Genomic DNA, 21,739 nt, shown 5'->3' on the forward strand with positions numbered 1-21,739 from the left:
CTTAGCGCTGTTGGTGCTGCCACTGCGGATGCAGCCACACCGGGACATTGGCCGCCGGCAGCGGCGGCAACCCCCGGATCATATCGCTGGCTTTCTCCGCGATCATCACTGTCGGCGCATTGGTGTTGCCGCTGACGATGCTCGGCATGATCGATGCGTCCACCACCCGCAAACCCCGCAGGCCATGCACGCGTAGCTGCGGATCGACCACCGCCTCGGGATCGTTGGCCAGCCCCATCTTGCAGGTACCGCTGGCATGGTAGCCGGTCTCGGTAACGCGCCGCGCCCAGGCGTCCAGCTCGGCGTCGCTGTGGGCCAGCGGGCCGGGCGTCAGCTCTTCGCCCGCCAGCCCGCGCATCGACGGCTGGCGCACCAGTTCGCGCACCAGACGGGCGCCGGCGCGCATGTCGGCGCGGTCCTGCTCGGTCTGCAGGTAGTTGAAGAGGATGCGCGGCGCTTGCCGGGGCTCAGCGCTGCGCAGGGTGACGCTGCCCAGGCTGGTGGGCCGCATCAGGTCGATATGTACCTGGAAGGCGTGGTCCGGCACCGGCGCCACACTGCCCGGCTGCACCGCCAGCGGCATGAAGGTCAGTTGCAGATCGGGATGTTCGACTCCCGCGCGGGAGCGGATGAAAGCGCCCGCCTCGAAATGGTTGCTCGCCGCCAGCCCGTCATGGGTGGCGAACCAACGCGCGCCGATCCACCATTTGCCCGGCGCGCAGGTCCAGGGGTAGATCGACACCGGTGCCTTGCAGATGAACTGCACGACGCTGTCGGGGTGATCGTTAAGGCGCCGGCCGACGCCGGGCAGGTCGTGCTTCACCGCGATGCCCAACTGGCGCAGTTCGTCCGCCGGGCCGATGCCCGAGAGCAATAGCAGATGCGGCGAATTGATCGCCCCCGCCGTCAGCAATACTTCGCGGCTTGCACCGGCGGTCAGTGCCTGGCCATTCTGCTCGTACTCCACGCCTGCCGCGCGATCTCCCTCGAAGAGAATGCGCAACGCCAGCGCCCCCGTGGCGACGGTGACGTTGCCGCGCCCCAATGCCTCGCCCAGATACCCGCGCGACGTGCTCCAGCGCCTGCCCTGCCGCGTGGTACGGTCCACCGGGCCGAAGCCCTCCTGGCGATGGCCATTGAGATCGCTGCTGCGCCCGTAGCCCGCCTCCTCGCCCGCCGCGACGAAGGCCGCGCACAATGGCGTATCGATTTCGCCCGGCGTGACATGCAGGTGCCCGGCCGCGCCGTGGTAATCGTCGGCGCCACTGGCATGGTTCTCCGAGCGAATGAAGTACGGCAGCACGCGCTGGTAGTCCCAGCCTTCGCAGCCCTGCGCCGCCCAGCCGTCATAGTCGCGGGCGTGGCCACGGATGTAGACCATGCCATTGATCGACGACGACCCGCCCAGCGTACGCCCGCGCGGCGTGGCGATCCGTCGGCCATCCAGGTACGGCTCCGGCTCGCTGCTGTAGCTCCAGTTGTAACGTGTACCGCCGACCACGATGCCCACCGCCGAGGGCATGTCGATGGTCCAGCTCTTGTCGGCCAGCCCCGCCTCCAGCAACAGGATGCGCACGGCCGGATCGGCGCCCAGGCGGTTGGCCAGCACGCAGCCGGCCGAGCCCGCGCCAACGATGACGTAGTCGTAGTCCATGGCCATCCCTCAGAGCTGCGCGCCGTGGATGCCCTGGAACACCAGGCGGTGGAAGTGGTGCACCAGGTGTTCACTCTCGTTGCTGCGCTCGGCGTCGATCATGTAGCGGCCCTGGTCGTAGCCCATGGAGTGCAGGCCCTTCTGCACGCTGATGTTCAGGGCGATGTCCTCGGGCCCCAGCTCCTCGTTCATCCAGCGCATGCAGGCCTTGCTCACCTCGGCGGTCTGCTCGTTCGCCGAGTAGTAGCCAAAGCGCAGCAGCGAGCGCTCGGCGTCGAGCGGAATCATGATGAAGGTGCCGAGGAACTCGGAGAACGGGAAGGTGTAGAAGGTGTTGTTCGGCCACATGCCGATGTTGAAGAAGCACTCGTCGGGGTTCAGGTCGCTGCGCAGTTTCACCCCGTAAGCCTCGCCTGCTTCGAGGTTGGCCGGGGCGATGTAGGTCCACCAGTTGTCGCGCTTGGTCAGGCGGTAGCCCTTGAAGTCGATCAGCTTGGCCAGGTCGATGTGGCAGGGCCCGGAGAGTTTGAAGTGATAGCCCTCGATGGAGTTGTCCATGATCACCTTCCAGTTGGCCGGGACCACGACATCTGCCTCTTCGATCAGGCGCATGTCGGCGAGGTTCGGGAACACCCGGTGCATCTCCTCGTCGGCGCCGGGGAACAGCTCGGCCAGTGACGGCGCGCTCGGGTCGAGGTTGAAGTAGAGGAAGCCGCCCAGCTCTTCAAGGCGCACCTGCGGGATGGCGAATTCTTCCTTGTCGAAGTTCTTGATGCGCTCGCAGCGCGGCGCACTGCGCAGCGCACCATCCATCTCGTAGCACCAGGAGTGATAGGCGCAGCGCACGATGCCACCGGTGTTGCCGCGACGCTCCTCCAGCAGACGATTGCCGCGGTGCTGGCAGACGTTGTGGAAGGCGCGGATGTCGCCACTGCGGCTGCGGGCGATGACGATGCTCTGGTCGAACAGGTCGCAGACCACATACTGCCCGATTTCCGCGAACTCGCTCAGGTGCCCGGCTACGTGCCAGGAGCGCAGGAAGATGTTGTCGCGCTCGGCCTTGAACAGCGCCTCGTCGAAGAAATAGCGCGACGGCAGGGTGAAGGCCTGTTCCGGGTCCTGGTGGTCCCAGCCGTCAATGGAAGTACGCAGTTTCAGACTCTCGATGGACGACATGTTCGACTCTCCTCGGCTTCTTCTGGCGTGGCCGGCTCATGGGCCGGCGGCTCGGTTCGAGGACAAATCTAGGGGCACACCTGCGGCGGCTCTTGATGAAAAACGACAAGTTTTCCGTCAGACGCATCAAGGCCGGCAGGCACGAAAAGTCGCCGTTGGCAGCAAACGAACGCTGGCTGTCCGGATTCGCTCCCTCGCTCTCGTTGTCCGCGCAAGGCCGTGGATTTCCAATGGATGTAACCGCGACGCAGCCCGCGCCGCACCCTGGAAACCCAGCCCTGGAGCCCGCCATGAGCCTCGACCTGAACGGCGTCAAAGTCCCCGATAGCAGCCTCGCCAAGGCCATCACCGAGATGGTCCGCGACAACGCCACCCCGCTGCTCTTCCACCACTCATCCCGCGTCTATTACTGGGGCGCGCTGACCGGTGCACGCAAGAGCCTGAAGTTCGACGCCGAACTGCTGTACGCCGGCGCGATGTTCCACGACATGGGCCTGATGCCGCGCTATTGCAGCCAGTGCGAACGCTTCGAAGTGGACGGCGCCGACTGCGCCGCCGAATTCCTGCGCAGCCATGGCATCGCCGCAAGCGACATCGACACCGTGTGGACGGCCATCGCCCTGCACACCACGCCGGGCATTCCGCAGCACATGAGGCCGGAGATCGCCCTGGTCACGGCCGGCGTTGAAATGGACGTGCTGGGCATCGCCTACGAGCAGTTCCCCGACGCCCAGCGTGACGCCGTGGTCGCCGCCCACCCGCGCGGCGGGCAGTTCAAGCAGGACATCCTTCAAGCCTTCTACGACGGCATCAAAACCAAGCCGGAAACCACCTTCGGCAACGTCAAGGCCGACGTGCTGGCCATGAAGGATGCGAACTTCGTGCGCGGCAACTTCTGCGAGGTGATCCTGAATTCCGATTGGGCCAGCTAGGGCCTGGCGATCACGGGCGAACCCAGCACACCGGGCTCGCCCAGCAGTTGCGTCAGCCACTGCATGAAGGCGCGAACCCGCTGCGGCAGGCGGCGGTGCGCGTAGAGCAGGGAGATTTCCATGGGTGGCAGCGGAATGTGCCCCAGCACCTGCACCAGACGCCCCACCTCCAGGTCATCCAGCACGCCATGGACCGGCACCTGGATGATCCCCAGCCCACCCATGGCCGCGCTCTCGTAGGCCTCGGCGTTGTTCACCGACAACGCTCCGCCCATCGGTATGTAGCGCACCTCGCCCTGATGCAGGTACTCGAAGCCTGGCGGCCGGGCGCCCAGCACCGTCACGTAATGGATCAGTTGGTGCCCCGCAAGGTCGTCCAGTGATTGCGGGGTGCCATGTGCGGCGAGGTAGGACGGGCTGGCGCAGGTCACCTGAGGGAACTGCCCAAGGGTGCGCGCCACCACAGACGGATCGTTCACCGCACCGACCCGCACCACGCAATCGAAGCCCTCGCGCACCAGATCGACACGGCGGTCGGTGCAGCTCACCTCCAGCTCCAGCGCCGGGTGCCGCGCAAGGAATTCGCCCAGGCGTGGCATCACCAGCTTGCGCGCCATCACCGTCGGCATGTCTACCCGCAGGCGGCCGCCGAGGGCTTCGTCGTCCTGGCGGAACAGGCCCTGCAACTCGTCCAGCTGGGCCAGCATGTCCTTGCTGCGTTCGTAGAGCACCAGGCCGTCCTGGGTTGCGGTGACGCGCCGAGTGGTGCGCTGCAGCAGGCGCGTGCCCAGCAGCTCCTCCAGCGCCTGCACGTGCTCGGAGACGGTGGAGCGCGGCAGGCCGAGTTGCTCGCCAGCCTGGGTGAAGCTGGCCAGTTCGGTAACGCGGACGAAAGTACGCAGCAGGTCGGGGCGGATCATGGGCAGGCCTGTTGTTCGCGGATCATTGTTCGTTCATGCCGACCAGTATTTCCGATTTTTGCCGGTTTATCACTATCCACTCGAACAATAAGCTTTCCCTCAATCCCACCCGCCAGCTACCGCAACAAGGAGCTTCGCCATGACCCGCAAGATCGCTCTCATCACCGGCGCCAGCCGTGGCCTTGGCCGCAACGCCGCTCTGCACCTCGCCGCCGCAGGCGTCGACATCATCGGCACCTACCGTAGCCAGGCCGACGAGGCCCAGGCCGTCACCACCGAGATCGAGCAGCACGGCGGCCGCGCCGTGATGCTGCGCCTGGATGTGGCGGAGAGCGCCAGCTTTGCTGCCTTTGCCGAACAGATCCGCGCCACCCTGGGCGAGACGTTTGGCCGCCAGAACTTCGACTTCCTGGTGAACAACGCCGGCATCGGCCTCTACGCCAGCTTCGCCGAGACCAGCGAGGAGATGTTCGACCAGTTGATGAACATCCAGCTCAAGGGCCCGTTCTTCCTGACCCAGAAGCTGCTGCCGCTGATTGCCGACGGCGGGCGCATCCTCAACGTCTCCAGCGGCCTGACGCGTTTCTCCCTGCCCGGCTACGCCGCCTACGCGACCATGAAGGGCGCGATGGAGACGCTGACCAAGTACCAGGCGAAAGAACTGGGCGCGCGCGGCATTGCCGTGAACATCCTCGCCCCTGGCGCCATCGAGACCGATTTCGGTGGCGGCCGGGTGCGCGATAACGCCGAACTGAACCAGCAGATCGCCGGCAACACCGCCCTGGGCCGTGTCGGCCTGCCGGATGACATCGGCGCGGTGATCGCGGCCCTGCTCTCCGACGGCGGCCGCTGGATCAACGGCCAGCGCGTGGAAGCGTCGGGCGGCATGTTCCTCTGATCCGCACGATGGCATGACGCGAGCGTAGGAGCGGACTCCGTCCGCGATTGGCCCGCATTGCGTCGGAGACCATCGCGGACCGAGTCCGCTCCTACCCACCTGGCCAGCCAGGAGTGGCTCTACGACGCGGACTTTATCAATATCCGCAATAAACCTTTGCCACGAAAAACCTGCAACATTCTGTTACGGCCTCTAGTCTAAAAACGCGCGTGGAGAAGACGAATCGCAGATTCCACCTGGGCGAAGGACCCGTTCAGCCGATCTGCACAGCGCCCCGACGGGGCGACTTCGCACCCTCGCTCCGCTCATGCGGCACCTGCCGCGAGCGCAGATCACCGTGAACTGACCTGGCACTACCCGTCCCTGCCACCTCGATAACGAGCGGACGGGGTGCTGCCTCAGGAGCCGAAATGACCGAACACCCCAAGGGATTCACCCGGCGTCAGCTGTTGAAGTCGTCCGCCGCCTCCCTGGCCGTGGGCGCCGCCGCCAGCACCCAGGCCGCCACCGTGATCGGCACGCCGAAATGGCTGCCCTTCGACCACAACGGCCCGCTGCACTACGACAGCCCCGGCTGGCAGTTCTTCACCACCGAGGAAGCCACCGAGGTGGAAGCCATTGTCGAGCAACTGATTCCTGCCGATGACCTGAGCGTCAGCGGCAAGGACGCCGGTTGCGCAGTGTTCATCGACCGCCAGTTGGTGAGCGATTACGGCGACTTTGGCCGCCTGTACATGACCGGGCCCTTCACGCCGGGCACGCCGGCCCAGGCCGACCAGTCGCCACTGGTGCCACGCGAGCGCTATCGCATCGGCCTGGCCGCGCTGGGCAAGTACTGCCAGGGCAAGTTCCAGAAGCCGTTCAGCGCCCTGCCCGGCGAACAGCGCGACCAGGTGCTGGCCGACCTGGAAAAAGGCGCCATCGCCCTCGACGGCATCGACGCCAAGGCGTTCTTCCAGCAGGTGCTGGACAACACCATGGAAGGCTTCTTCGCCGACCCCATCTATGGCGGAAATCGCGACATGGTGTCGTGGAAGATGCTCGGCTTCCCCGGCGCGCGCTACGACTACCGCGACTACATCAGCCTGCACAACCAGAAGCTGAATCTCGTGCCGCTCTCCATCGTCGGCAGCTCCGCCTGGACCAAGAAGGGTTAACAACGCCATGGCCAAGAAACTACCTTCCACCGACGTCGTGGTTGTCGGGCTCGGCTGGGCGGGCTCCATCATCGCCCACGAACTGGCCGACGCCGGCCTCGCTGTGATCGGCTTCGAACGCGGCCCCTGGCGCGACACCGCCAGCGACTTCAACCTCGCCTCGGCCGCCGACGAACTGCGCTACAACCGCCGCCAGGAGCTGATGCTGCGCACCCGGCAGAACACCTGCACGATGCGCAACAAGGAGTCGGAGACCGCCCTGCCGATGCGCGTCTGGGGTTCGTTCCACCCCGGCAACGGCACCGGCGGCGCAGGCAACCACTGGGCCGGCATCACCTTCCGCTTCCAGCCCGAGGAATTCCGCCTGGCCAGCCACCTGAAGGAGCGCTACGGCAAGGAAGTGCCCGAAGAGCTGACCCTGCAGGACTGGGGCACCACCTGGGAGGAAATGGAGCCGCACTACGACGCCTTCGAGCGGCTCGCCGGCGTTTCCGGCAAGGCCGGCAACCTCGGCGGCACCCTCGTCGAAGGCGGCAACCCCTTCGAAGGCGCGCGCTCGCGCGAGTACCCCAACCCGCCCACCGCACAGACCTACGCCCCGACGCTGTTCGCCGAAGCGGCGCGCAACCTGGGCTACAAACCCTTCCCGGTGCCCTCGGCACTGGCCTCCCAGGGCTACACCAACCAGCTGGGCGTGACCATGGGGCCCTGCACCTTCTGCGGCTTCTGCACCAACTACGGCTGCGCCAACTATTCCAAGGCCAGCGCCATCGTCAACGTCCTGCCGGCGCTGATCCGCAAACCCAACTTCACCGCCAGGACCAACTCCGAAGTGCTCAAGGTGACTATGGACAGCACCGGTTCCCGTGCCACCGGTATCGTCTACGTCGACTCCAGCGGTGAGGAATGGGAACAGCCGGCAGAGATCGTGGTGGTCGCCGCGTTCATCTTCGAGAACGTGCGGCTGATGCTGCTCTCCGGCGTCGGCGAGCCCTACAACCCGATCGCCAACACCGGCACCACCGGGCGCAACTTCGCCTACCAGACGGCCAACAGCGTCAAGCTGTTCTTCAAGGACAAGAACTTCAATCCCTTCATCGGTGGCGGCGCCATCGGCATGGGCATCGACGAGTTCAACAACGACAACTTCGACCACTCCGGACTGGGTTTCGTCGGCGGCGGCAGCACCCGCGTGACCCCAATCGGCGCCGCCCCCATCGACTCGCGGCCGGTTCCGCCCGGTACGCCCGCCTGGGGCTCCCAATGGAAGAAGGCCACGGTAGAGAGCTACCTGAGCAACATGTCCATCGGCTGTGAGGCCAGCAGCTACACCACGCGCAGCAACTACCTGTCGCTGGACCCCAACTACAACGACCCCCACGGTCGGCCGCTGCTGCGCATCACCTTCGACTTCCCGGAAAACGACCTGCGGATGGCGCAGTACTGCACCGACAAGGTGGCAGAGATCGCCCGCAGCATGAACCCGCAGCAGATAGTCCCGGCACCGCGCAAAGGCCCCTGGTCGAATACCTCTTACCAGTCTTCGCACATCGTCGGCGGTTTCATCATGGGCGCCGACCCGAAGAACAGCTCGGTGAACAAGCACCTGCAGGTCTGGGGCGTGCCCAACCTGTTCGTGGTGGGCTCCTCGGCCTTCCCGCAGAACCCCGGCTACAACCCTACCGGCACTGTCGGCGCACTGGCCTTCAAGGCCGCCGATGCGATCCGCAGGCTATACCTGAAACGCCCCGGGGAGATGATCAGCGCATGAAGACTCTCCTTCGCATCGGCACCCTCGCCCTGCTGGGCCTGAACCTGCAGCAAGCCAGTGCAGGAACGGGCGCGGACTCCTACAACCTGGTGGAAAAGGGTCGCTATCTCGCCGTCGTCGGCGACTGCACCGCCTGCCACACCCTGCCCGGCGGCGCGCCGTTCGCCGGCGGCGTGGCCATCGAGACACCGTTCGGCAAACTGGTCGGCGCCAACATCACCCCTGACCCGGACACCGGCCTGGGACGCTGGAGCTTCGAGGACTTTCAGGCGGTGATGTCCACCGGTCACAGCCGCGGCGGCAAACGCCTGTACGGCGCCATGCCGTTCACCGCGTACACCAAGGTACGCCGCGAGGACAACCGGGCGCTCTGGGCCTACCTGCAGACCCTGCAACCGGTGCGCAACCCGGTGGAAACCAACCAGCTGCCCTTCCCCTTCAGCGTGCGTACCAGCCTGATCGGCTGGAACTGGCTGAGCTTCACCCAGGGCGAGTTCGTTCCCAAGCCAGACAAGTCGGCGCAGTGGAACCGTGGCGCCTACCTGGTGGAGGGCCTCGGCCATTGCGGCACCTGCCATACGCCGAAGAACCTGATCGGCGGCGACGACAATGAGCGCTTCCTCGCCGGCGCCAACCTGCAGGGCTGGGTCGCCCCGGACATCACCGCCAACCCGCACAGCGGCATCGGCCAGTGGAGCACGCAGGACCTGGTGCAGTACCTGAAAACCGGCTCCAACCGCTTCGACATCGCCTCCGGCCCGATGGCCGAAGCGGTGGAGAATTCCACCCAGCACTGGAGCGACGAAGACCTGATGGCGGTCGCCGTGTATCTCAAGGATGGCGCCCCCGGCAAGGCCGCTCCCCCACCCGTGGCGGCGGACGACGCCGCCATGGTGGCGGGCAAGGCGATCTACGCGGACCGCTGCTCCGCCTGCCATGTGAGCAACGGCGAAGGCGTGAAGAACCTGTTCCCGACCCTGGCCGCTGCCCCCCTGGTCAACAACGACGACCCCACCTCGCTGATCCGCGTGGTGCTGGCCGGCAGCCGCGCCGGAAGCACTGACGCCGCCCCGACGGCGCCGGCCATGCCCTCGTTCGCCTGGAACCTCGACGACGACAAGGTCGCCAAGGTACTGACCTACGTGCGCAACACCTGGGGCAACGCGGCGACGCCGGTGAGCGCCAGCCAGGTGGCGGACCTGCGCAAGGAGCTGGCTCAGTAAGGTGCAATGAGCGTGGGAGCGGACTCTGTTCGCGATGGTCTCCGCGCGATGCGGACCTATCGCGGACGGAGCCCGCTCCTACGTATCCTGCTATCTCGTACCCTGCAGGAGCGAGCCCGCGAACCCCTCCCCGGCTTCGCGCAACCCGGCGCTCCCCGCCCCTGCGAACGCCCGGCGCCCGGGCGTGGTGATCACTTCAGCCGACGCTCGGCGGCGATCTCCGGCAGATCGGTGCGGCGCAGATAGGTGAGCAACGCCTCGTTGAGGTTCAGCCTGTCGTGGATATTCTGCTCGGCGAGGATCTGCAGGCACTCTCTGCTCAAGGTCATCACCTCGCCGCTCCTGGGTGCCCAGACGAACTCGCACGCCGGACGGATACTGTCCTCGGCCACGTCCATGCCGAAGGAATCCTCGCTGAAGCGCACGATGTACTTGCCGGTCTTGAGATTGAAGCCGACGAAGCCGGACAGGCCCTCGGCGGCGTTGCAGATATCGCTGGAACTGATGGCCATGATGGTGCCCCCTGGATTTCTTCTGTTATGGATTCGCACGCAGGAGGTCCCTGCTTCTGGGAGCAGGTGAACGAGGAATTCTGACAGCCTTCCCCAAGCCTGCTCAGGGGCCGGTTGTCGCACCCGCCACTGTTGCCTGGCCAACACCCGGCCAGCAGCATTGCTCCCGGCAAAACACCCACTGCTGTCCCGGCGAATCGGCAAGCTACTGATCAGGCTGGAGTTTCCCCCCATGGCACGGCTTTCGCTCTGATCATGTTGCGGCACCTTCGCCGCCGTACAGCAACGAGGAGCCGCGCCATGAGCCAACCACCGATCCGCTTTGCCTACTGGGTGCCCAACGTCAGTGGCGGCCTGGTCGTCAGCAAGATCGAACAGCGCACCCACTGGGACATCGACTACAACCGCGAACTGGCGCGCATCGCCGAGGACGCCGGGTTCGACTACGCGCTGACACAGATTCGCTTCACCGCCGGCTACGGCGCCGAGAACCAGCATGAGTCCGTCGCCTTCAGCCACGCGCTACTGGGCGCCACGCAAAAGCTCAAGGTGATCGCCGCCATCCTCCCCGGCCCCTGGACGCCCTCGCTGGCCGCCAAGCAGCTGGCCACCATCGACCAGCTCACCGCCGGACGCATCGCCGTGAACATCGTCAGCGGCTGGTTCAAGGGCGAGTTCCAGGCCATCGGCGAGCCGTGGCTGGAGCACGATGAGCGCTACCGTCGCTCGGAGGAATTCATTCGCGCCCTGAAGGGCATCTGGACCCAGGACAACTTCACCTTCAAGGGCGACTTCTACCGCTTCCACGACTACAACCTCAAACCCAAGCCGATCCAGCGTCCGCATCCGGAAATCTTCCAGGGCGGCAGCTCGCGCGCCGCGCGGGACATGGCCTCGCGCGTCTCCGACTGGTACTTCACCAACGGCAACAGCGTCGAAGGTATCAAGGCCCAGGTGGACGACATCCGCGAGAAGGCCGCCGCCAACGGCCATTCGGTGAAGATCGGGGTGAACGCCTTCGTCATCGCCCGCGACACCGAGGAAGAAGCCCGCGCGGTACTCGCCGAGATCATCGACAAGGCCGACCCGGAAGCGGTGAATGCCTTCGGCCACGCGGCGAAACAGGCCGGGGCGGCTTCACCGGAAGGCGAAGGCAACTGGGCCAAGTCCAGCTTCGAAGACCTGGTGCAATACAACGACGGCTTCAAGACCAACCTGATCGGCACGCCGCAGCAGATCGCCGAACGCATCGTCGCGCTCAAGGCAGTGGGCGTGGACCTGGTGCTGGCGGGCTTCCTGCACTTCCAGGAAGAGGTGCGCTACTTCGGCGAGAAGGTACTGCCGCTGGTGCGCGAGCTGGAGCAGAAGAAGGCGCGGCGGACCGAGGCGGCGTGATCACCGGCGGTTCGGCGTGGGCGGAAATCAATCGCGGACAGAGTCCGCTCCTACGCATCCGGTGAGCACGGTGTAGGAGCGGACTCCGTCCGCGATCGTTTCCAGGCGGCATCACAAGCAGGCGTTGGTTCGCGCCCTTACGCGCCCTGGGTCAGGTGCTTGGCAATCGCCGTGCGCAGCGGCGGCAGGTTCTGCGCCAGGCGCAGGCCGGCATTGCGCAACAGGCGCACCGGCGGGCGCGGATCGGTGTACATGCCGACGATCAATCGGGTCGCCTGGTACAGCGGCCAGGTCGCCAGACGGTGGCTCATCGCGTAGCGGCGCAGCGGCCAGACGCCACCGATATCGCCGCCACGGCGGTGGGTCGCGAGGATCTCATTGGCCAGCCGGCGCTGGCTCTGCAGGCCGAAGTTGAAGCCGTGCGCCGTCACCGGGTGCATGCCGACGGCGGCATCGCCGATCAGCGCGCTGCGCGGGCCGACGAAGCGGTCGGAGAAGACGCCCACCAGCGGGTAGCTGTGCCTCGGGCCGAGCAGCTCCATCCCTCCCAGGCGGCGGTCGAAGCGACGTTCCATTTCGTGGGCAAAGGCTTTCTCGTCCATCTCCAGCAGCGGCGCCATCTCGCGCTGCGGCAAGGTCAGCACCACGGAGGAGCGGTCGCCGTTGATCGGCAGCAGCGCCAGGGTCTGGCCGTAGCCGAACCATTCCCAGGCGACGTTGTGATGCGGCTTTTCGTGGGCCATGCGGCAAACCATCATGGTCTTGCCGAAGTCTTCCATGTGCGCGCCGATGCCGAGCATCCGCCGCGTCTCGGAGAAGCGGCTGTCGGCGGCGACCAGCAGGCGCGCATGGACACGGCTGTCGTCGTCCAGCGTCAGGTCCACGCCATTTTGTTCGACACGCAGCGAGCGCAGCGCACGGCCGCAGACCAGCGAAACGTCAGCGCACTCGTGCACCGCATCGAAGGCCGCGCGGCGGATCATCTGGTTCGACACGAAGTAGCCCAACTGTTCGGCCCCGGCCTGTTCCGCCTCGATGCGCAGGGTGAACAGCGACGGACCGTTGAGCACCTGGGCATCGCGCAGCGGCGAGACTTCCTGCGGGTCGATCCGCGACCACATGCCCAGGCGCTGCAACTCGGCGCGTGAAGCGTGGGTCAGGGCGATCTCCCGGCCATCCTCGGCGGGTTCGGCAACGGCGGCCAGCGGCTGGCGGTCGATCAGCAGGATCGACAGGCCATTGCCCGACAGCGAGCGGGCCAGGCAAAGCCCGGCGGGGCCGGCGCCGACGATGGCGATGTCCACGTGCATGGGTGACTCCTTTCGCTTGGGATGGGCGGTCCCGGAGTCTAGGCTGGCCACTGGCCCGTTTCGTTGCCGTGGATCAGTTGCCCGCGGCGAATACCTCCAAATAGACGGGCCTAGATCGACAGCCGCACGCCTCGCTGCGGATCGATCACCGCCGCGCCTCGGCGCTTGTTCACCACCAGTTCGCCGATCTCGATCAGCCGCGTGCGCGTGACGTTGCGGCTCAGGCCCAGCAGGTTGGCGGTGTGCACCTGGTTGCAGTGGCAGAAGCGATAGGCCGCGCGCAGCAGTGCATCCTCCACCCGCGCGTGCAGGTTGCCGCCCTGCTCCTCGAACAGGCGCTGGAATGCCTGCTGGAGAATCTGCTCGGCACCGAGGGATTCCAGCCGTGGCTCATCGCTGCGCTCGATGCGCAGGTTGGACAGGTGCAAGTCTTCCGCGCGCACCACGCCGTCGCGACAGATGAGCAAGGTGTGGTGGATGACGTTTTCCAGCTCGCGGATATTCCCCGGCCAGGAATAGCTGCGCAGCTTCTGCGCTGCTTCGGCGCTGAGCTGGCTCTGGCCGTAGCCCAGGCGCCGGCTGTACTCGGCGATGAAATGGCGGGTCAGCGGGAGGATGTCGCCGGGGCGCTCGCGCAACGGTGAAAGCTCCAGGCTGACCACGTTGAGCCGGTAGTAGAGGTCCTCGCGGAAATGCCCGGCGTTGATCGCCTTCTCCAACTGCACGTTGGTGGCCGCCAGCACCCGCACGTTGATCGGGATGCTCTTGCGCGAACCGAGGCGCACCACTTCGCGCTCCTGCAGGACGCGCAGCAGCTTGACCTGGATTGGCATCGGCAAGTCGCCGATCTCATCGAGAAACAACGTGCCGCCGTTGGCCTCTTCGAACCAACCGGCCTTGGCCGCCAGGGCGCCAGTGAAGGCACCCTTCTCGTGGCCGAACAGCTCGGCCTCCACCAGGGATTCGGAGAAGGCGCCACAGTTCACCGCCACGAATGGGCCGCTGCGCCGCGCGCTGAGGTTGTGGATGTGCCGCGCCACCAGCTCCTTGCCGGTGCCGGTCTCGCCGATGATCAACACGCTCGCCTCGCTGGGCGCGACCTGTTGCAGGTGGTCGAGCAGCGCCTGGGATTTCGGGTCCTCGAACACCTGCGCCGTGGCGCGGATGGAAGTGGCCAGCGCGGGGGACTTGGGCAGGGTCAACAGCCCTTCGGGTGTGGTCGCATTCATGAGTAGAAAGTCGGTTGCGGGAGTTGCTGGTTCAGCGCCCAGTCGCCCAGCTCGCGGACCTTGTAGTCCACCGGGTCATGCAGGGTCTGGGTGCGCAGATTGCGCCAGTAGCGGTCGATGCGCAGCGCGGCATGGGTAGAGCGCGCGCCGGTCACCTCGAACAGGCGGTTGCAGATTTCCAGGCCGTTGCGCGTGGCCGCGACCTTGGCGGTGGCGATGGCCACGGCCAGCCGGCCGCGCTCTTCGGCATCCAGCGCGGCGCCCTTGTTCCAGGCTTCATCCAGCAGTTGCGCGGCGCGGCGCACCAGCAGGCGGGTGCTTTCCAGGCCGACCCAGAATTCGCCGTAATGGGCGAGCACGTAAGGGTCTTCGCTGACCGTGGCGGCGTTGGAGCGGAACCACGGGCGAGCTTCCTTGAGCGTGTACTGCCGCGCTTCCTCGAACGCGCCTTCGGCGATGCCAAGGAAGACATGGGTGAAGATCAGTTGCGCGATCAGCGGGCGCAGACAAGCGAACGGCGTACTCAGCGGGCCCGGATCGAGCAGCAGCTCGCTCTCCTCCACGCGCACGCGCTCGAAGGTGGCGCTGCCGCTGTCGGTCTGGCGCTGGCCCATGTTGTCCCAGTCGTGAGCAAGGCTGATGCCGCTGCGCGCAGTTGGAATTGCGGCGATCAGCAGCTTGCCGCCCTCGCCGTCCAGCGCCGAGGCGATGAGCATTTCCGAATCCAGCGCGCCGGAGCAGAAGCTCTTGCGCCCGGAAAACTCGCGCCAGCCGGCGAAGCTGCGCGACACCGTGCGAGTGTCCAGCGGGTTCAGGGCGTTGCCCCAGAACCATTGGTTGCGCGCGGTCAGCTCGAACCACGGCTGCCACTGCTCGGGGCGCGAGAACAGGCGCACGGTGGCCAGCATCAGGTGCTGGAAGCCGAACACGTGGGCAATGGAGCTATCGACCACGGCGAACTGGCGAACGATGTCCAGCGTGGTGCTCCAGTCGGCGCCCAGGCCGCCGTATTCGCTGGGGATGATCAGCGACAGCAGCCCGCTCTGGCGCAGCGCATCGCGCTCGGCCTTCGGCGTACCGCCACGGATGTCGCGCTCGGCGGCGGTTTCGGCGAAACCGGCGGCCAGGCGTTGGGCAATCTGCTCGGGAGTCGCTTCGAACTGCCCGGATGTCTGTGCGTCGAGACGCGTCTTGGCGTTCACGCTCGCTTCCTCTTTGTTCGATTGAATGCGCGCCGGGCTCCTGCCCGGCACGTCGTGGGTGGGGCTCAGCCGGCCTTGCGTCCGGGCAGCACATCGTTGGCGATCATTTCGCCGAACGGCCCGGTAAGGTTGGTCACACCGCGCCCGGCGAGGCTCGCATAGGGTTCGGGCAGCAGCGGGAAGACCAGTTCGGCGAATCGGTAGGCCTCTTCCAGGTGCGGGTAGCCGGAGAAGATGAAGCTGTCGATCCCCAGGTCCGCGTACTCCTTGATGCGCTCGGCGACCTGCTGCGGGTCCCCCACCAGCGCGGTGCCGGCGCCGCCGCGCACGAGGCCGACGCCGGCCCAGAGGTTGGGGTAGATCTCCAGCTGGTCACGACGGCCGCCATGCAGCGCAGCCATGCGCCGCTGGCCTTCGGAGTCGAAACGGGAGAAGGACTTCTGCGCGTTGGCGATGGTCTCGTCGGAGATGTTGGCGATCAGTTTGTCGGCGGCCTGCCAGGCTTCCTCGGCGGTCTCGCGGACGATCACGTGCAGGCGGATACCGAACTTCACAGTACGGCCCTGCTTCGCGGCTTTCTCGCGCACGTCGGCGATCTTCTGCGCGACCGCTTGTGGCGGTTCGCCCCAGGTCAGGTAGACATCCACCTGCTCGGCGGCGAGGTCGTGGGCTTCGGCGGAGGAGCCGCCGAAATACAGCGGCGGGTACGGCTTCTGGATCGGCGGATAGAGCGCCTTGGCGTTCTCCACCTGCAGGTGCTTGCCGGCGAAATCCACGGATTCGCCCTGCAGCACGCGGCGCCAGATACGCAGGAATTCGTCGGTGACTTCGTAGCGCTCGGCGTGGCTGAGGTGGATGCCGTCACCACGGTTTTCGTCCGGGTCGCCACCGGTGACCACGTTGATCAGCAGGCGCCCGCCGGACAGGCGATCCAGGGTCGCCGCCATGCGTGCGGAGACGGTCGGCGAGATGATTCCCGGGCGGATTGCGACGAGATAACGCAGGCGCTCGGTGAGCGGCGCAAGGGCAGAGGCGACTACCCAGGAATCCTCGCAGGAGCGGCCGGTGGGAATCAGCACGCCGTAGTAGCCGAGGGAGTCGGCGGCCTGGGCGATCTGCTTGAGATAAGGCAGCGACACCGGGCGCGCGCCCTCGCTGGTGCCGAGAAAGTGGCCGTCACCGTGGGTGGGCAGGAACCAGAAAACGTTCATCGAGGGCTCCTCAGGCGGTCTTGCGCAGTTGCGGGCGGGCGAACAGCGGTGCGGCACGTTCGGCGGCCAGCTGGATGCGAGCGCGCAGGGTGTCGCTGGTGATCTGGTAGTTGGCGAAGTCCGCCTCGCTGGCGTACACGCCGATGGGCAGCGTGATCGACTGGAAGAAGCTGAACAGCGGGCGCAGCTGGTGGTCGAGAACCAGCGCGTGGCGCTCGCTGCCACCGGTGGCGGCGAGCAGCACCGGGGTGTCGATCAGGGCGTTCATATCCACCAGATCGAACAGGTGCTTGAGCAGGCCCGGATAGGAGCCGCGGTAGACCGGCGAGGCAACGACCAGCAGGTCGGCGGTCTCGATCTCGCGCAGGGTGGCCTCCAGCTCGGCAGAGAGTTCCTGGCGGGACAGCGCGGCGCCCAGTGGGCGGGCGATGTCGGCCAGTTCGATCACTCGGGCGTCTACCGGAAGCTGCTCGCCGAGGGCGTCCAGCACGGCCTGGGTGAGCACCAGGGTGCGCGAGGGGCGATAGGTGCCGCCGGAGACGGCGACCACTTTGATGGGGCTGGTCATGGGTTTTCCCTGTTGACTGTTGCGCTAGGTACAGAGGCCTTGAGCAAGGGCCGTACCAACCCCAGAAAGGGCCGTAACAACAAGGAAATGTGCGATTTCAGGGCACTTGAGCGGGGTTTCCGAGGTAACTCATGTCACTCAGGCAACAGCGTTGCTGATCGACTGTTGCCAGGGCAACACCCGATGCTCAATGCACGGCCAGCTCGCGCAGGCCGTGGGAGATATCCAGGCCCTCCAGTTCAGCCACGTACTCATCCTTGCTGAGCAGGCCGATACAGGGCGTGGCGCCGCGTTGGCGCAGCTGCCCGGCGGCCAGCTTGCGTGCCAGCGCCACCGCCGCCATGCAGGGGATGTTCGGGCCATGGTCGCGCTGCGCGAGCATTTCCCAGCACAGCGCCAGCGGCTTGCCTTCGCCGTCAAGGCCGTGCAGCTGGACGAACATGCCGCTGCGGCCATCGCCCAGCGGCTCCATGGCCACGGCCATGCGGTGCAGGCCGGCGCCCAGTCGCGCAGCATCCTTCACCAGGCCGGCGCGCACCAGCCAGGACAGGCCCCAGGTGCCGAACTGGGTGAGCCGCAGCCCCAGGCCGGCGGAGAAACGCACGTCCTGCACACCGACATAGCGCTGCGGGAAAAGGTCCAGGTCCGGCACATCGCAATGGGCCAGCCAGCGCTTGCCCAGGGGGGCGGGAAAACGGTGGCGATTGAGCCCCTGCCAGCCGTGCACGTCCTGCCAGCGCCCCTGGCGCCACTGCCGCAGCGGCTTGCCGCAGTAACCGAGCACCGCGGACACGGTGGCCTGGCCGGGAATCTTCGCCGAGGAGCTGATGCCATGGTGGATGCTGTCCAGCCGCTGGAAGCGCGGCAGCAGTTCGTCGATCACCGAGGCGGCCAGTGCAGGCACGGAGCTGGCACCGCTGCAGACCAGCACGCCGGCGCTGCGCGCGGCGCGGTCGAGTTCATGGATGCCGCAGACGAACTGGCGCGCGTCCGCCAGGTCGATGTAATGCGCGCGGGCGCCGATGGCGGCACGGGCGACGCGGTAATCCTGCCCCTGGAAGGGGCCGGCGGTGGAGATCACCAGGTCCACCTTCAGCTCGTTGAGGCGGCCGGCCAGGGTCGGCTGGTTCATGTCCAGGCACACCGCCTCGCCGCCCACCTGCGCGGCCAGTTCATTGGCGCGGCGCTGGTCGCGTCCGCCGACCAGTACGCGAATTCCATCGATACCGCTCAAACGCCGTACGATCAGGCTGCCGAAGTTGCCGTAGCCACCGAGCACCAGCACGCGAAATTTTCGTTCCATTCCCACTGACCCTGCTACTCCCTGAGTGCTGGCGGCTGCGCCAGCTCATTCATCCTGGTTTTGCACCCTCGTGACGGGGCAGATTGTCCTCCAGCGGCCACCAGCTGGCGCGGGACGCGACGTAATAATGTGCTTCGAGCTTTGTCCGTACCGGCTCGTCCAGGGTTCCCGCACGCACCCGCAAAGTCTCCGGCAGGGCATCGCGGGCGCTGTAGATCGGCGAGCCGCAGGTGCTGCAGAACACGCGTTTCTTATTCGGGGTAGCGCGAAACTCGCGCAGCTGCGACTCACCGCTGAGCAGACGGAACGCCGCGCGATCCACGGGAATGTTGGTGGCGAACGGCCCGCCCTGGGCCTTGCGGCACTGGCTGCAATGGCAGACCTGGACAGGCGCCAGTTCGCCATCGATCTCGAAACGCACTGCGCCGCACAGACAACCGCCCGAATGCATGGCCCTGCTCCTCGTCCCGTTTTCACGAAGTGCAGGAGTCTAGATCAGCAACGCGGGTAATCACCACCGTGCCTTCGAGCGGTTTCAGCCCTTGCTGCCCCAGCCCAGCGGATAGAGCAGTTCCTCCTTGTAACCGGCCCACACCCGCACGGCCGCGGGGAAGCTTGCGTCCAGCTCGGCGTCGCCGCTGTCCACCAGCAGCGGCCGGCCTTCCAGGGTGCCGAGCTTGCGCTTGGTGGCGATCACCCGCAGCCGTTCGATGCCGATGGCGCGCAACACCCGCGGGCTGATCTGCTGGTTGCCACGGCCGAGGATGTGTCCCTGGCCGCCAATGGCCGTCACCAGCAGGAAGGCCGGGTGGCCGTCCACCAGTTCGAACAACTGCGCCTCGGTGACATCGCGGGCGATCACTTCACCGTTCTCGATCACGTCGACGCCCAGCAGCGTGGTGTCCAGGCGCAGGTCGGCGGCCAGCCCATGCAGCGTCGAGCCGGGGCCGAAGACGTAGCGCACGCCGTTTTCCCAGCTGTCCTCCAGCCAGGCAGCGAGATCGGCCAGGACCAGTTCCTCGGTTTCCATGCCGGCCTGCTTCACGTGCTGCATGAAGTGGCCTTCCTCGGGCACCGTCAGTTCGGCGTACCAGCGCGCAGCGACGCGCCCTTCGCGCAGTGCGGCTTCGTCCAGATCGCGCACTTCCCCCTGGGTCAGGCGCACCAGGCCGCCGTCCACCAGTCGCCGTGCCAGTTCCCCGGCGGCACGCGGGCTGATGGCATAGACGCCGGAGTGGATCTTCACCCCGGCGGGAATGCCCAGCACCGGCTGGCCCTCGCGGGCCACTTCGGCCACGTCCCGCGCGGTGCCATCGCCACCGGCGAAGAGGATCAGCGCCACGCCAGCCTCCTGCAGCGCCTGTACGGCATGACGGGTATCCGCCGCGCTGCTCTGCTCCTTTTCCAGCACGCCGACCAGGCGGTGGCCGAAACCCATGTTCGCCAGCAGCTCGGCGCCCATGGCGCCGGGGAACGTGAGGAACTCCAGGCGCTCGCGCACCGGCAGCAGATGCTCCAGGGCGACTCGCGTGCGCTCCGCCGCTCGTGGTTCGGCGCCGCGCGCCAGGGCCAGTTCGGCCACGCCGTCGCTGCCCTTGAGCGCGGTCGGGCCGCCGATACCGGCCAGCGGATTGATGATCAGCCCTATGCGAATCCTGTCCATACTCAACCTCGAGGGAAACTTCTTCGAACCACCGGCGCAATGCCGGGTCGGACCAGGGAAGCGACGGTTCCACTCACTATAACGACAAGCAAACGACCGGGGACCACGCGATTGGCATGCAATCTGCGAGGGCATTGGTCGTCTGTCTTCGGTGACGGTTCTTCGGCGCTGCCGCGCGCAGCCTCTGTCACCGGGCTTTCATCTGATCTGCCTAGACTGCAACGAACCTGATGTAGAGGAGATTGGCCATGAGCCTGCAAACCCACCGTGAACCCACTCCCCGCCCCGCCCCGCGCAACCCGCAGCAGCCGGTCGGCGGCTCGATCATCGATGCCCAGGGCCGCGAGGTCCCGATCACCGAAGACATGATCCAGCGCGCCTGCCAGGAACTGGACAAGACCTGCGAGCAGCCACGCCGCTGACAGTCGGTGCGGCGGCGCGTCCGCCCTACTCCCCGACCCGGTTGGCGCCCAAGGCGGTCAGCAGGCTTTCCAGGCGCGGCGAATCACCCTGGATGTCCACCCATAGCCCGGTGATCTCGCGCCGCGGCGGGTAATGCTTGCGCAGCGCATCGAAGGCCGCCCGCCGGGTCTTGGTATCGCCTACCAGGCTGCGACGGAAGTTGGCGTCGTCGCTGCGCGGGTCATAGACCGCACGGCAGAGCATCGCCAGCGCCCAGTCCGGGTCGCACTCTTCCTTGAGGCTCAATTCGGCCAGCCACTGTGCGGGCAGCAGGTCGTCGAGATCGACTTCCGGCGCGCGCTGCTGCCAGGCGCAGAACGCCTCGTAGATCTGCGCCGTGCCCCGCAGCTTGCCGTCGAGGCTGTAGCCGGCGATGTGCGGCGTCGCGATGCGGCAGAGTTCGGCCAGACGCACATTGACCTCCGGCTCGCCTTCCCAGACATCCAGCGCCACGTCGAGATTCGCGCCGGATTCCAGGTGAACGCGTAGTGCGGTGTTGTCGACCACGCCGCCGCGGCTGGCATTGATCAGCCAGGTGCCGGGGCGCAGCGCCTTGAGGCGCTCGGCGTCGATCAGGTGGCGAGTCGGGTTGTCGCCGTCGCGGGTCAGCGGCGTGTGCAGGCTGATCACGTCGCACTCGCGCAGCACTTCCTCCAGGCTGCGGAAATCGCCGCCCTCGGCAGCCGCGCGCGGCGGATCGCAGACGCGCACATCCCAGCCCAAGCCGCGCAGCACATCCACCAGACGACCGCCCACCTGCCCTGCGCCAATCACGCCATAGCGGCGTTCGGCGAGCTTCGCGCCGTGCACGTCGGCCAGGGCCAGCAGGCTGCCCAGCACCCAGTCAACCACGCCACGGGCATTGCAACCCGGCGCACTGGACCAGGCGATACCAGCCTCGGCAAAGTAATCGAGATCGAGATGATCGGTGCCGATGGTACAGGTGCCGACGAACTTCACCTGGCTGCCCTGGAGCAGCTCGCGGCTGACGTCTGTCACCGAGCGCACCAGCAGCACTTCGGCATCGCCCAGGGCGGCACGGTCGATGCCGCGTCCCGGCAGACGGCGAATATCGCCGTGGGCTCCGAAGAAGGCTTCGACCAGGGGAATGTTTTCATCGGCAAGGATTCGCATGGGCTGACTCCAGAAATCG

General features: G+C 66.6%; 20 protein-coding genes. 7 read left to right on the plus strand and 13 right to left on the minus strand.

Annotation, left to right across the window (positions count from 1 at the left end):
* Window position 1: 1 nt before the first annotated feature.
* Both G4G71_RS18025 and G4G71_RS18030 read right to left on the minus strand, forming a co-directional pair.
* Window positions 2-1,660 (minus strand): choline dehydrogenase, encoded by a 1,659-nt coding sequence (locus G4G71_RS18025; RefSeq protein ID WP_169939392.1) that lies wholly within the window; start codon window positions 1,658-1,660, stop codon window positions 2-4.
* A gap of 3 nt (window positions 1,661-1,663) precedes the next feature.
* Window positions 1,664-2,830, minus strand: a complete 1,167-nt coding sequence (locus G4G71_RS18030; RefSeq protein ID WP_169939393.1) for an aromatic ring-hydroxylating oxygenase subunit alpha — start codon at window positions 2,828-2,830, stop codon at window positions 1,664-1,666.
* Window positions 2,831-3,120: 290 nt separating this feature from the next.
* Here G4G71_RS18030 and G4G71_RS18035 point away from each other — a divergent pair, with 290 nt between their 5' ends.
* The gene (locus G4G71_RS18035; RefSeq protein WP_169939394.1) at window positions 3,121-3,762 is read left to right on the plus strand and encodes an HD domain-containing protein; all 642 of its coding nucleotides are present in this window, start codon (window positions 3,121-3,123) and stop codon (window positions 3,760-3,762) included.
* On the opposite strand, the gene G4G71_RS18040 is transcribed toward G4G71_RS18035, so the two are convergent.
* Window positions 3,759-4,682, minus strand: coding sequence for a LysR family transcriptional regulator (locus tag G4G71_RS18040; protein WP_169939395.1), 924 nt, complete (start codon window positions 4,680-4,682; stop codon window positions 3,759-3,761). The genes G4G71_RS18035 and G4G71_RS18040 overlap by 4 nt on opposite strands.
* 139 nt (window positions 4,683-4,821) lie before the next feature.
* Here G4G71_RS18040 and G4G71_RS18045 point away from each other — a divergent pair, with 139 nt between their 5' ends.
* The 4 genes from G4G71_RS18045 to G4G71_RS18060 all read left to right on the plus strand — a co-directional run bounded on the left by G4G71_RS18045 (window position 4,822) and on the right by G4G71_RS18060 (window position 9,731).
* Window positions 4,822-5,580, plus strand: a complete 759-nt coding sequence (locus G4G71_RS18045; RefSeq protein WP_169939396.1) for an SDR family NAD(P)-dependent oxidoreductase — start codon at window positions 4,822-4,824, stop codon at window positions 5,578-5,580.
* Between the two features lie 410 nt (window positions 5,581-5,990).
* Complete coding sequence (locus G4G71_RS18050) at window positions 5,991-6,737, plus strand: gluconate 2-dehydrogenase subunit 3 family protein (protein WP_169939397.1); 747 nt, start codon at window positions 5,991-5,993, stop codon at window positions 6,735-6,737.
* Window positions 6,738-6,744: 7 nt separating this feature from the next.
* Window positions 6,745-8,508, plus strand: a complete 1,764-nt coding sequence (locus G4G71_RS18055) for a GMC family oxidoreductase (RefSeq protein WP_169939398.1) — start codon at window positions 6,745-6,747, stop codon at window positions 8,506-8,508.
* The gene (locus G4G71_RS18060) at window positions 8,505-9,731 is read left to right on the plus strand and encodes a c-type cytochrome (protein WP_169939399.1); all 1,227 of its coding nucleotides are present in this window, start codon (window positions 8,505-8,507) and stop codon (window positions 9,729-9,731) included. The genes G4G71_RS18055 and G4G71_RS18060 overlap by 4 nt, the downstream gene beginning before the upstream one ends.
* A gap of 191 nt (window positions 9,732-9,922) precedes the next feature.
* Here the strand turns inward: G4G71_RS18060 and G4G71_RS18065 are convergent, their stop codons facing one another.
* Window positions 9,923-10,243 carry a DUF2025 family protein gene (locus tag G4G71_RS18065; RefSeq protein WP_169939400.1) on the minus strand — a complete coding sequence of 107 codons (321 nt, stop codon included), beginning with the start codon at window positions 10,241-10,243 and terminating at the stop codon, window positions 9,923-9,925.
* Window positions 10,244-10,543: 300 nt separating this feature from the next.
* Here G4G71_RS18065 and sfnG point away from each other — a divergent pair, with 300 nt between their 5' ends.
* Window positions 10,544-11,638, plus strand: a complete 1,095-nt coding sequence (gene sfnG / locus G4G71_RS18070) for a dimethylsulfone monooxygenase SfnG (protein WP_169939401.1) — start codon at window positions 10,544-10,546, stop codon at window positions 11,636-11,638.
* Between the two features lie 137 nt (window positions 11,639-11,775).
* Here sfnG and ubiM read toward each other — a convergent pair whose 3' ends face one another.
* The 8 genes from ubiM to G4G71_RS18110 form a co-directional block, all read right to left on the minus strand.
* Complete coding sequence (gene ubiM, locus G4G71_RS18075) at window positions 11,776-12,948, minus strand: 5-demethoxyubiquinol-8 5-hydroxylase UbiM (RefSeq protein WP_169939402.1); 1,173 nt, start codon at window positions 12,946-12,948, stop codon at window positions 11,776-11,778.
* A gap of 110 nt (window positions 12,949-13,058) precedes the next feature.
* Window positions 13,059-14,177, minus strand: a complete 1,119-nt coding sequence (locus G4G71_RS18080; protein WP_169939403.1) for a sigma-54 interaction domain-containing protein — start codon at window positions 14,175-14,177, stop codon at window positions 13,059-13,061.
* On the minus strand, window positions 14,174-15,379 hold the full coding sequence (locus tag G4G71_RS18085) for an acyl-CoA dehydrogenase family protein (protein WP_169939404.1): 1,206 nt from the start codon (window positions 15,377-15,379) through the stop codon (window positions 14,174-14,176). Before G4G71_RS18085 ends, G4G71_RS18080 begins: the two co-directional genes overlap by 4 nt.
* Window positions 15,380-15,444: 65 nt before the next feature.
* Window positions 15,445-16,590, minus strand: a complete 1,146-nt coding sequence (ssuD, locus tag G4G71_RS18090) for an FMNH2-dependent alkanesulfonate monooxygenase (RefSeq protein WP_169939405.1) — start codon at window positions 16,588-16,590, stop codon at window positions 15,445-15,447.
* A 10-nt stretch (window positions 16,591-16,600) separates the two neighbouring features.
* Window positions 16,601-17,158, minus strand: coding sequence for an FMN reductase (gene msuE, locus G4G71_RS18095; RefSeq protein WP_064979607.1), 558 nt, complete (start codon window positions 17,156-17,158; stop codon window positions 16,601-16,603).
* 187 nt (window positions 17,159-17,345) lie between these two features.
* Window positions 17,346-18,461, minus strand: a complete 1,116-nt coding sequence (locus G4G71_RS18100) for a saccharopine dehydrogenase family protein (RefSeq protein WP_169939406.1) — start codon at window positions 18,459-18,461, stop codon at window positions 17,346-17,348.
* 49 nt (window positions 18,462-18,510) lie between these two features.
* Window positions 18,511-18,912, minus strand: a complete 402-nt coding sequence (locus G4G71_RS18105) for a GFA family protein (protein WP_169939407.1) — start codon at window positions 18,910-18,912, stop codon at window positions 18,511-18,513.
* 84 nt (window positions 18,913-18,996) lie between these two features.
* Window positions 18,997-20,124: an ATP-NAD kinase family protein gene (locus G4G71_RS18110; RefSeq protein ID WP_169939408.1), complete on the minus strand. Its 1,128-nt coding sequence runs from the start codon at window positions 20,122-20,124 to the stop codon at window positions 18,997-18,999.
* A gap of 248 nt (window positions 20,125-20,372) precedes the next feature.
* On the opposite strand from G4G71_RS18110, the gene G4G71_RS18115 reads away from it, so the two are divergent.
* On the plus strand, window positions 20,373-20,546 hold the full coding sequence (locus tag G4G71_RS18115) for a PA1571 family protein (RefSeq protein WP_164488251.1): 174 nt from the start codon (window positions 20,373-20,375) through the stop codon (window positions 20,544-20,546).
* 25 nt (window positions 20,547-20,571) lie between these two features.
* Here the strand turns inward: G4G71_RS18115 and pdxB are convergent, their stop codons facing one another.
* Window positions 20,572-21,720 (minus strand): 4-phosphoerythronate dehydrogenase PdxB, encoded by a 1,149-nt coding sequence (gene pdxB, locus G4G71_RS18120; protein ID WP_169939409.1) that lies wholly within the window; start codon window positions 21,718-21,720, stop codon window positions 20,572-20,574.
* Window positions 21,721-21,739: the final 19 nt, after the last annotated feature.

Origin of the sequence: Pseudomonas multiresinivorans, from assembly GCF_012971725.1 — a bacterium.
GTDB lineage: Bacteria > Pseudomonadota > Gammaproteobacteria > Pseudomonadales > Pseudomonadaceae > Pseudomonas > Pseudomonas multiresinivorans.

What these genes read in the sequence shown, in the direction of transcription:
- G4G71_RS18080 (WP_169939403.1), bottom strand. Translation starts at nt 14,177, where the DNA reads ATGAATGCGACCACACCCGAAGGGCTGTTGACCCTGCCCAAGTCCCCC.
- ubiM (WP_169939402.1), bottom strand. Translation starts at nt 12,948, where the DNA reads ATGCACGTGGACATCGCCATCGTCGGCGCCGGCCCCGCCGGGCTTTGC.
- G4G71_RS18055 (WP_169939398.1), top strand. Translation starts at nt 6,745, where the DNA reads ATGGCCAAGAAACTACCTTCCACCGACGTCGTGGTTGTCGGGCTCGGC.
- G4G71_RS18105 (WP_169939407.1), bottom strand. Translation starts at nt 18,912, where the DNA reads ATGCATTCGGGCGGTTGTCTGTGCGGCGCAGTGCGTTTCGAGATCGAT.
- G4G71_RS18040 (WP_169939395.1), bottom strand. Translation starts at nt 4,682, where the DNA reads ATGATCCGCCCCGACCTGCTGCGTACTTTCGTCCGCGTTACCGAACTG.
- G4G71_RS18030 (WP_169939393.1), bottom strand. Translation starts at nt 2,830, where the DNA reads ATGTCGTCCATCGAGAGTCTGAAACTGCGTACTTCCATTGACGGCTGG.
- ssuD (WP_169939405.1), bottom strand. Translation starts at nt 16,590, where the DNA reads ATGAACGTTTTCTGGTTCCTGCCCACCCACGGTGACGGCCACTTTCTC.
- msuE (WP_064979607.1), bottom strand. Translation starts at nt 17,158, where the DNA reads ATGACCAGCCCCATCAAAGTGGTCGCCGTCTCCGGCGGCACCTATCGC.
- G4G71_RS18045 (WP_169939396.1), top strand. Translation starts at nt 4,822, where the DNA reads ATGACCCGCAAGATCGCTCTCATCACCGGCGCCAGCCGTGGCCTTGGC.
- pdxB (WP_169939409.1), bottom strand. Translation starts at nt 21,720, where the DNA reads ATGCGAATCCTTGCCGATGAAAACATTCCCCTGGTCGAAGCCTTCTTC.
- G4G71_RS18025 (WP_169939392.1), bottom strand. Translation starts at nt 1,660, where the DNA reads ATGGCCATGGACTACGACTACGTCATCGTTGGCGCGGGCTCGGCCGGC.
- G4G71_RS18065 (WP_169939400.1), bottom strand. Translation starts at nt 10,243, where the DNA reads ATGGCCATCAGTTCCAGCGATATCTGCAACGCCGCCGAGGGCCTGTCC.
- G4G71_RS18050 (WP_169939397.1), top strand. Translation starts at nt 5,991, where the DNA reads ATGACCGAACACCCCAAGGGATTCACCCGGCGTCAGCTGTTGAAGTCG.
- sfnG (WP_169939401.1), top strand. Translation starts at nt 10,544, where the DNA reads ATGAGCCAACCACCGATCCGCTTTGCCTACTGGGTGCCCAACGTCAGT.
- G4G71_RS18100 (WP_169939406.1), bottom strand. Translation starts at nt 18,461, where the DNA reads ATGGAACGAAAATTTCGCGTGCTGGTGCTCGGTGGCTACGGCAACTTC.
- G4G71_RS18115 (WP_164488251.1), top strand. Translation starts at nt 20,373, where the DNA reads ATGAGCCTGCAAACCCACCGTGAACCCACTCCCCGCCCCGCCCCGCGC.
- G4G71_RS18035 (WP_169939394.1), top strand. Translation starts at nt 3,121, where the DNA reads ATGAGCCTCGACCTGAACGGCGTCAAAGTCCCCGATAGCAGCCTCGCC.
- G4G71_RS18060 (WP_169939399.1), top strand. Translation starts at nt 8,505, where the DNA reads ATGAAGACTCTCCTTCGCATCGGCACCCTCGCCCTGCTGGGCCTGAAC.
- G4G71_RS18110 (WP_169939408.1), bottom strand. Translation starts at nt 20,124, where the DNA reads ATGGACAGGATTCGCATAGGGCTGATCATCAATCCGCTGGCCGGTATC.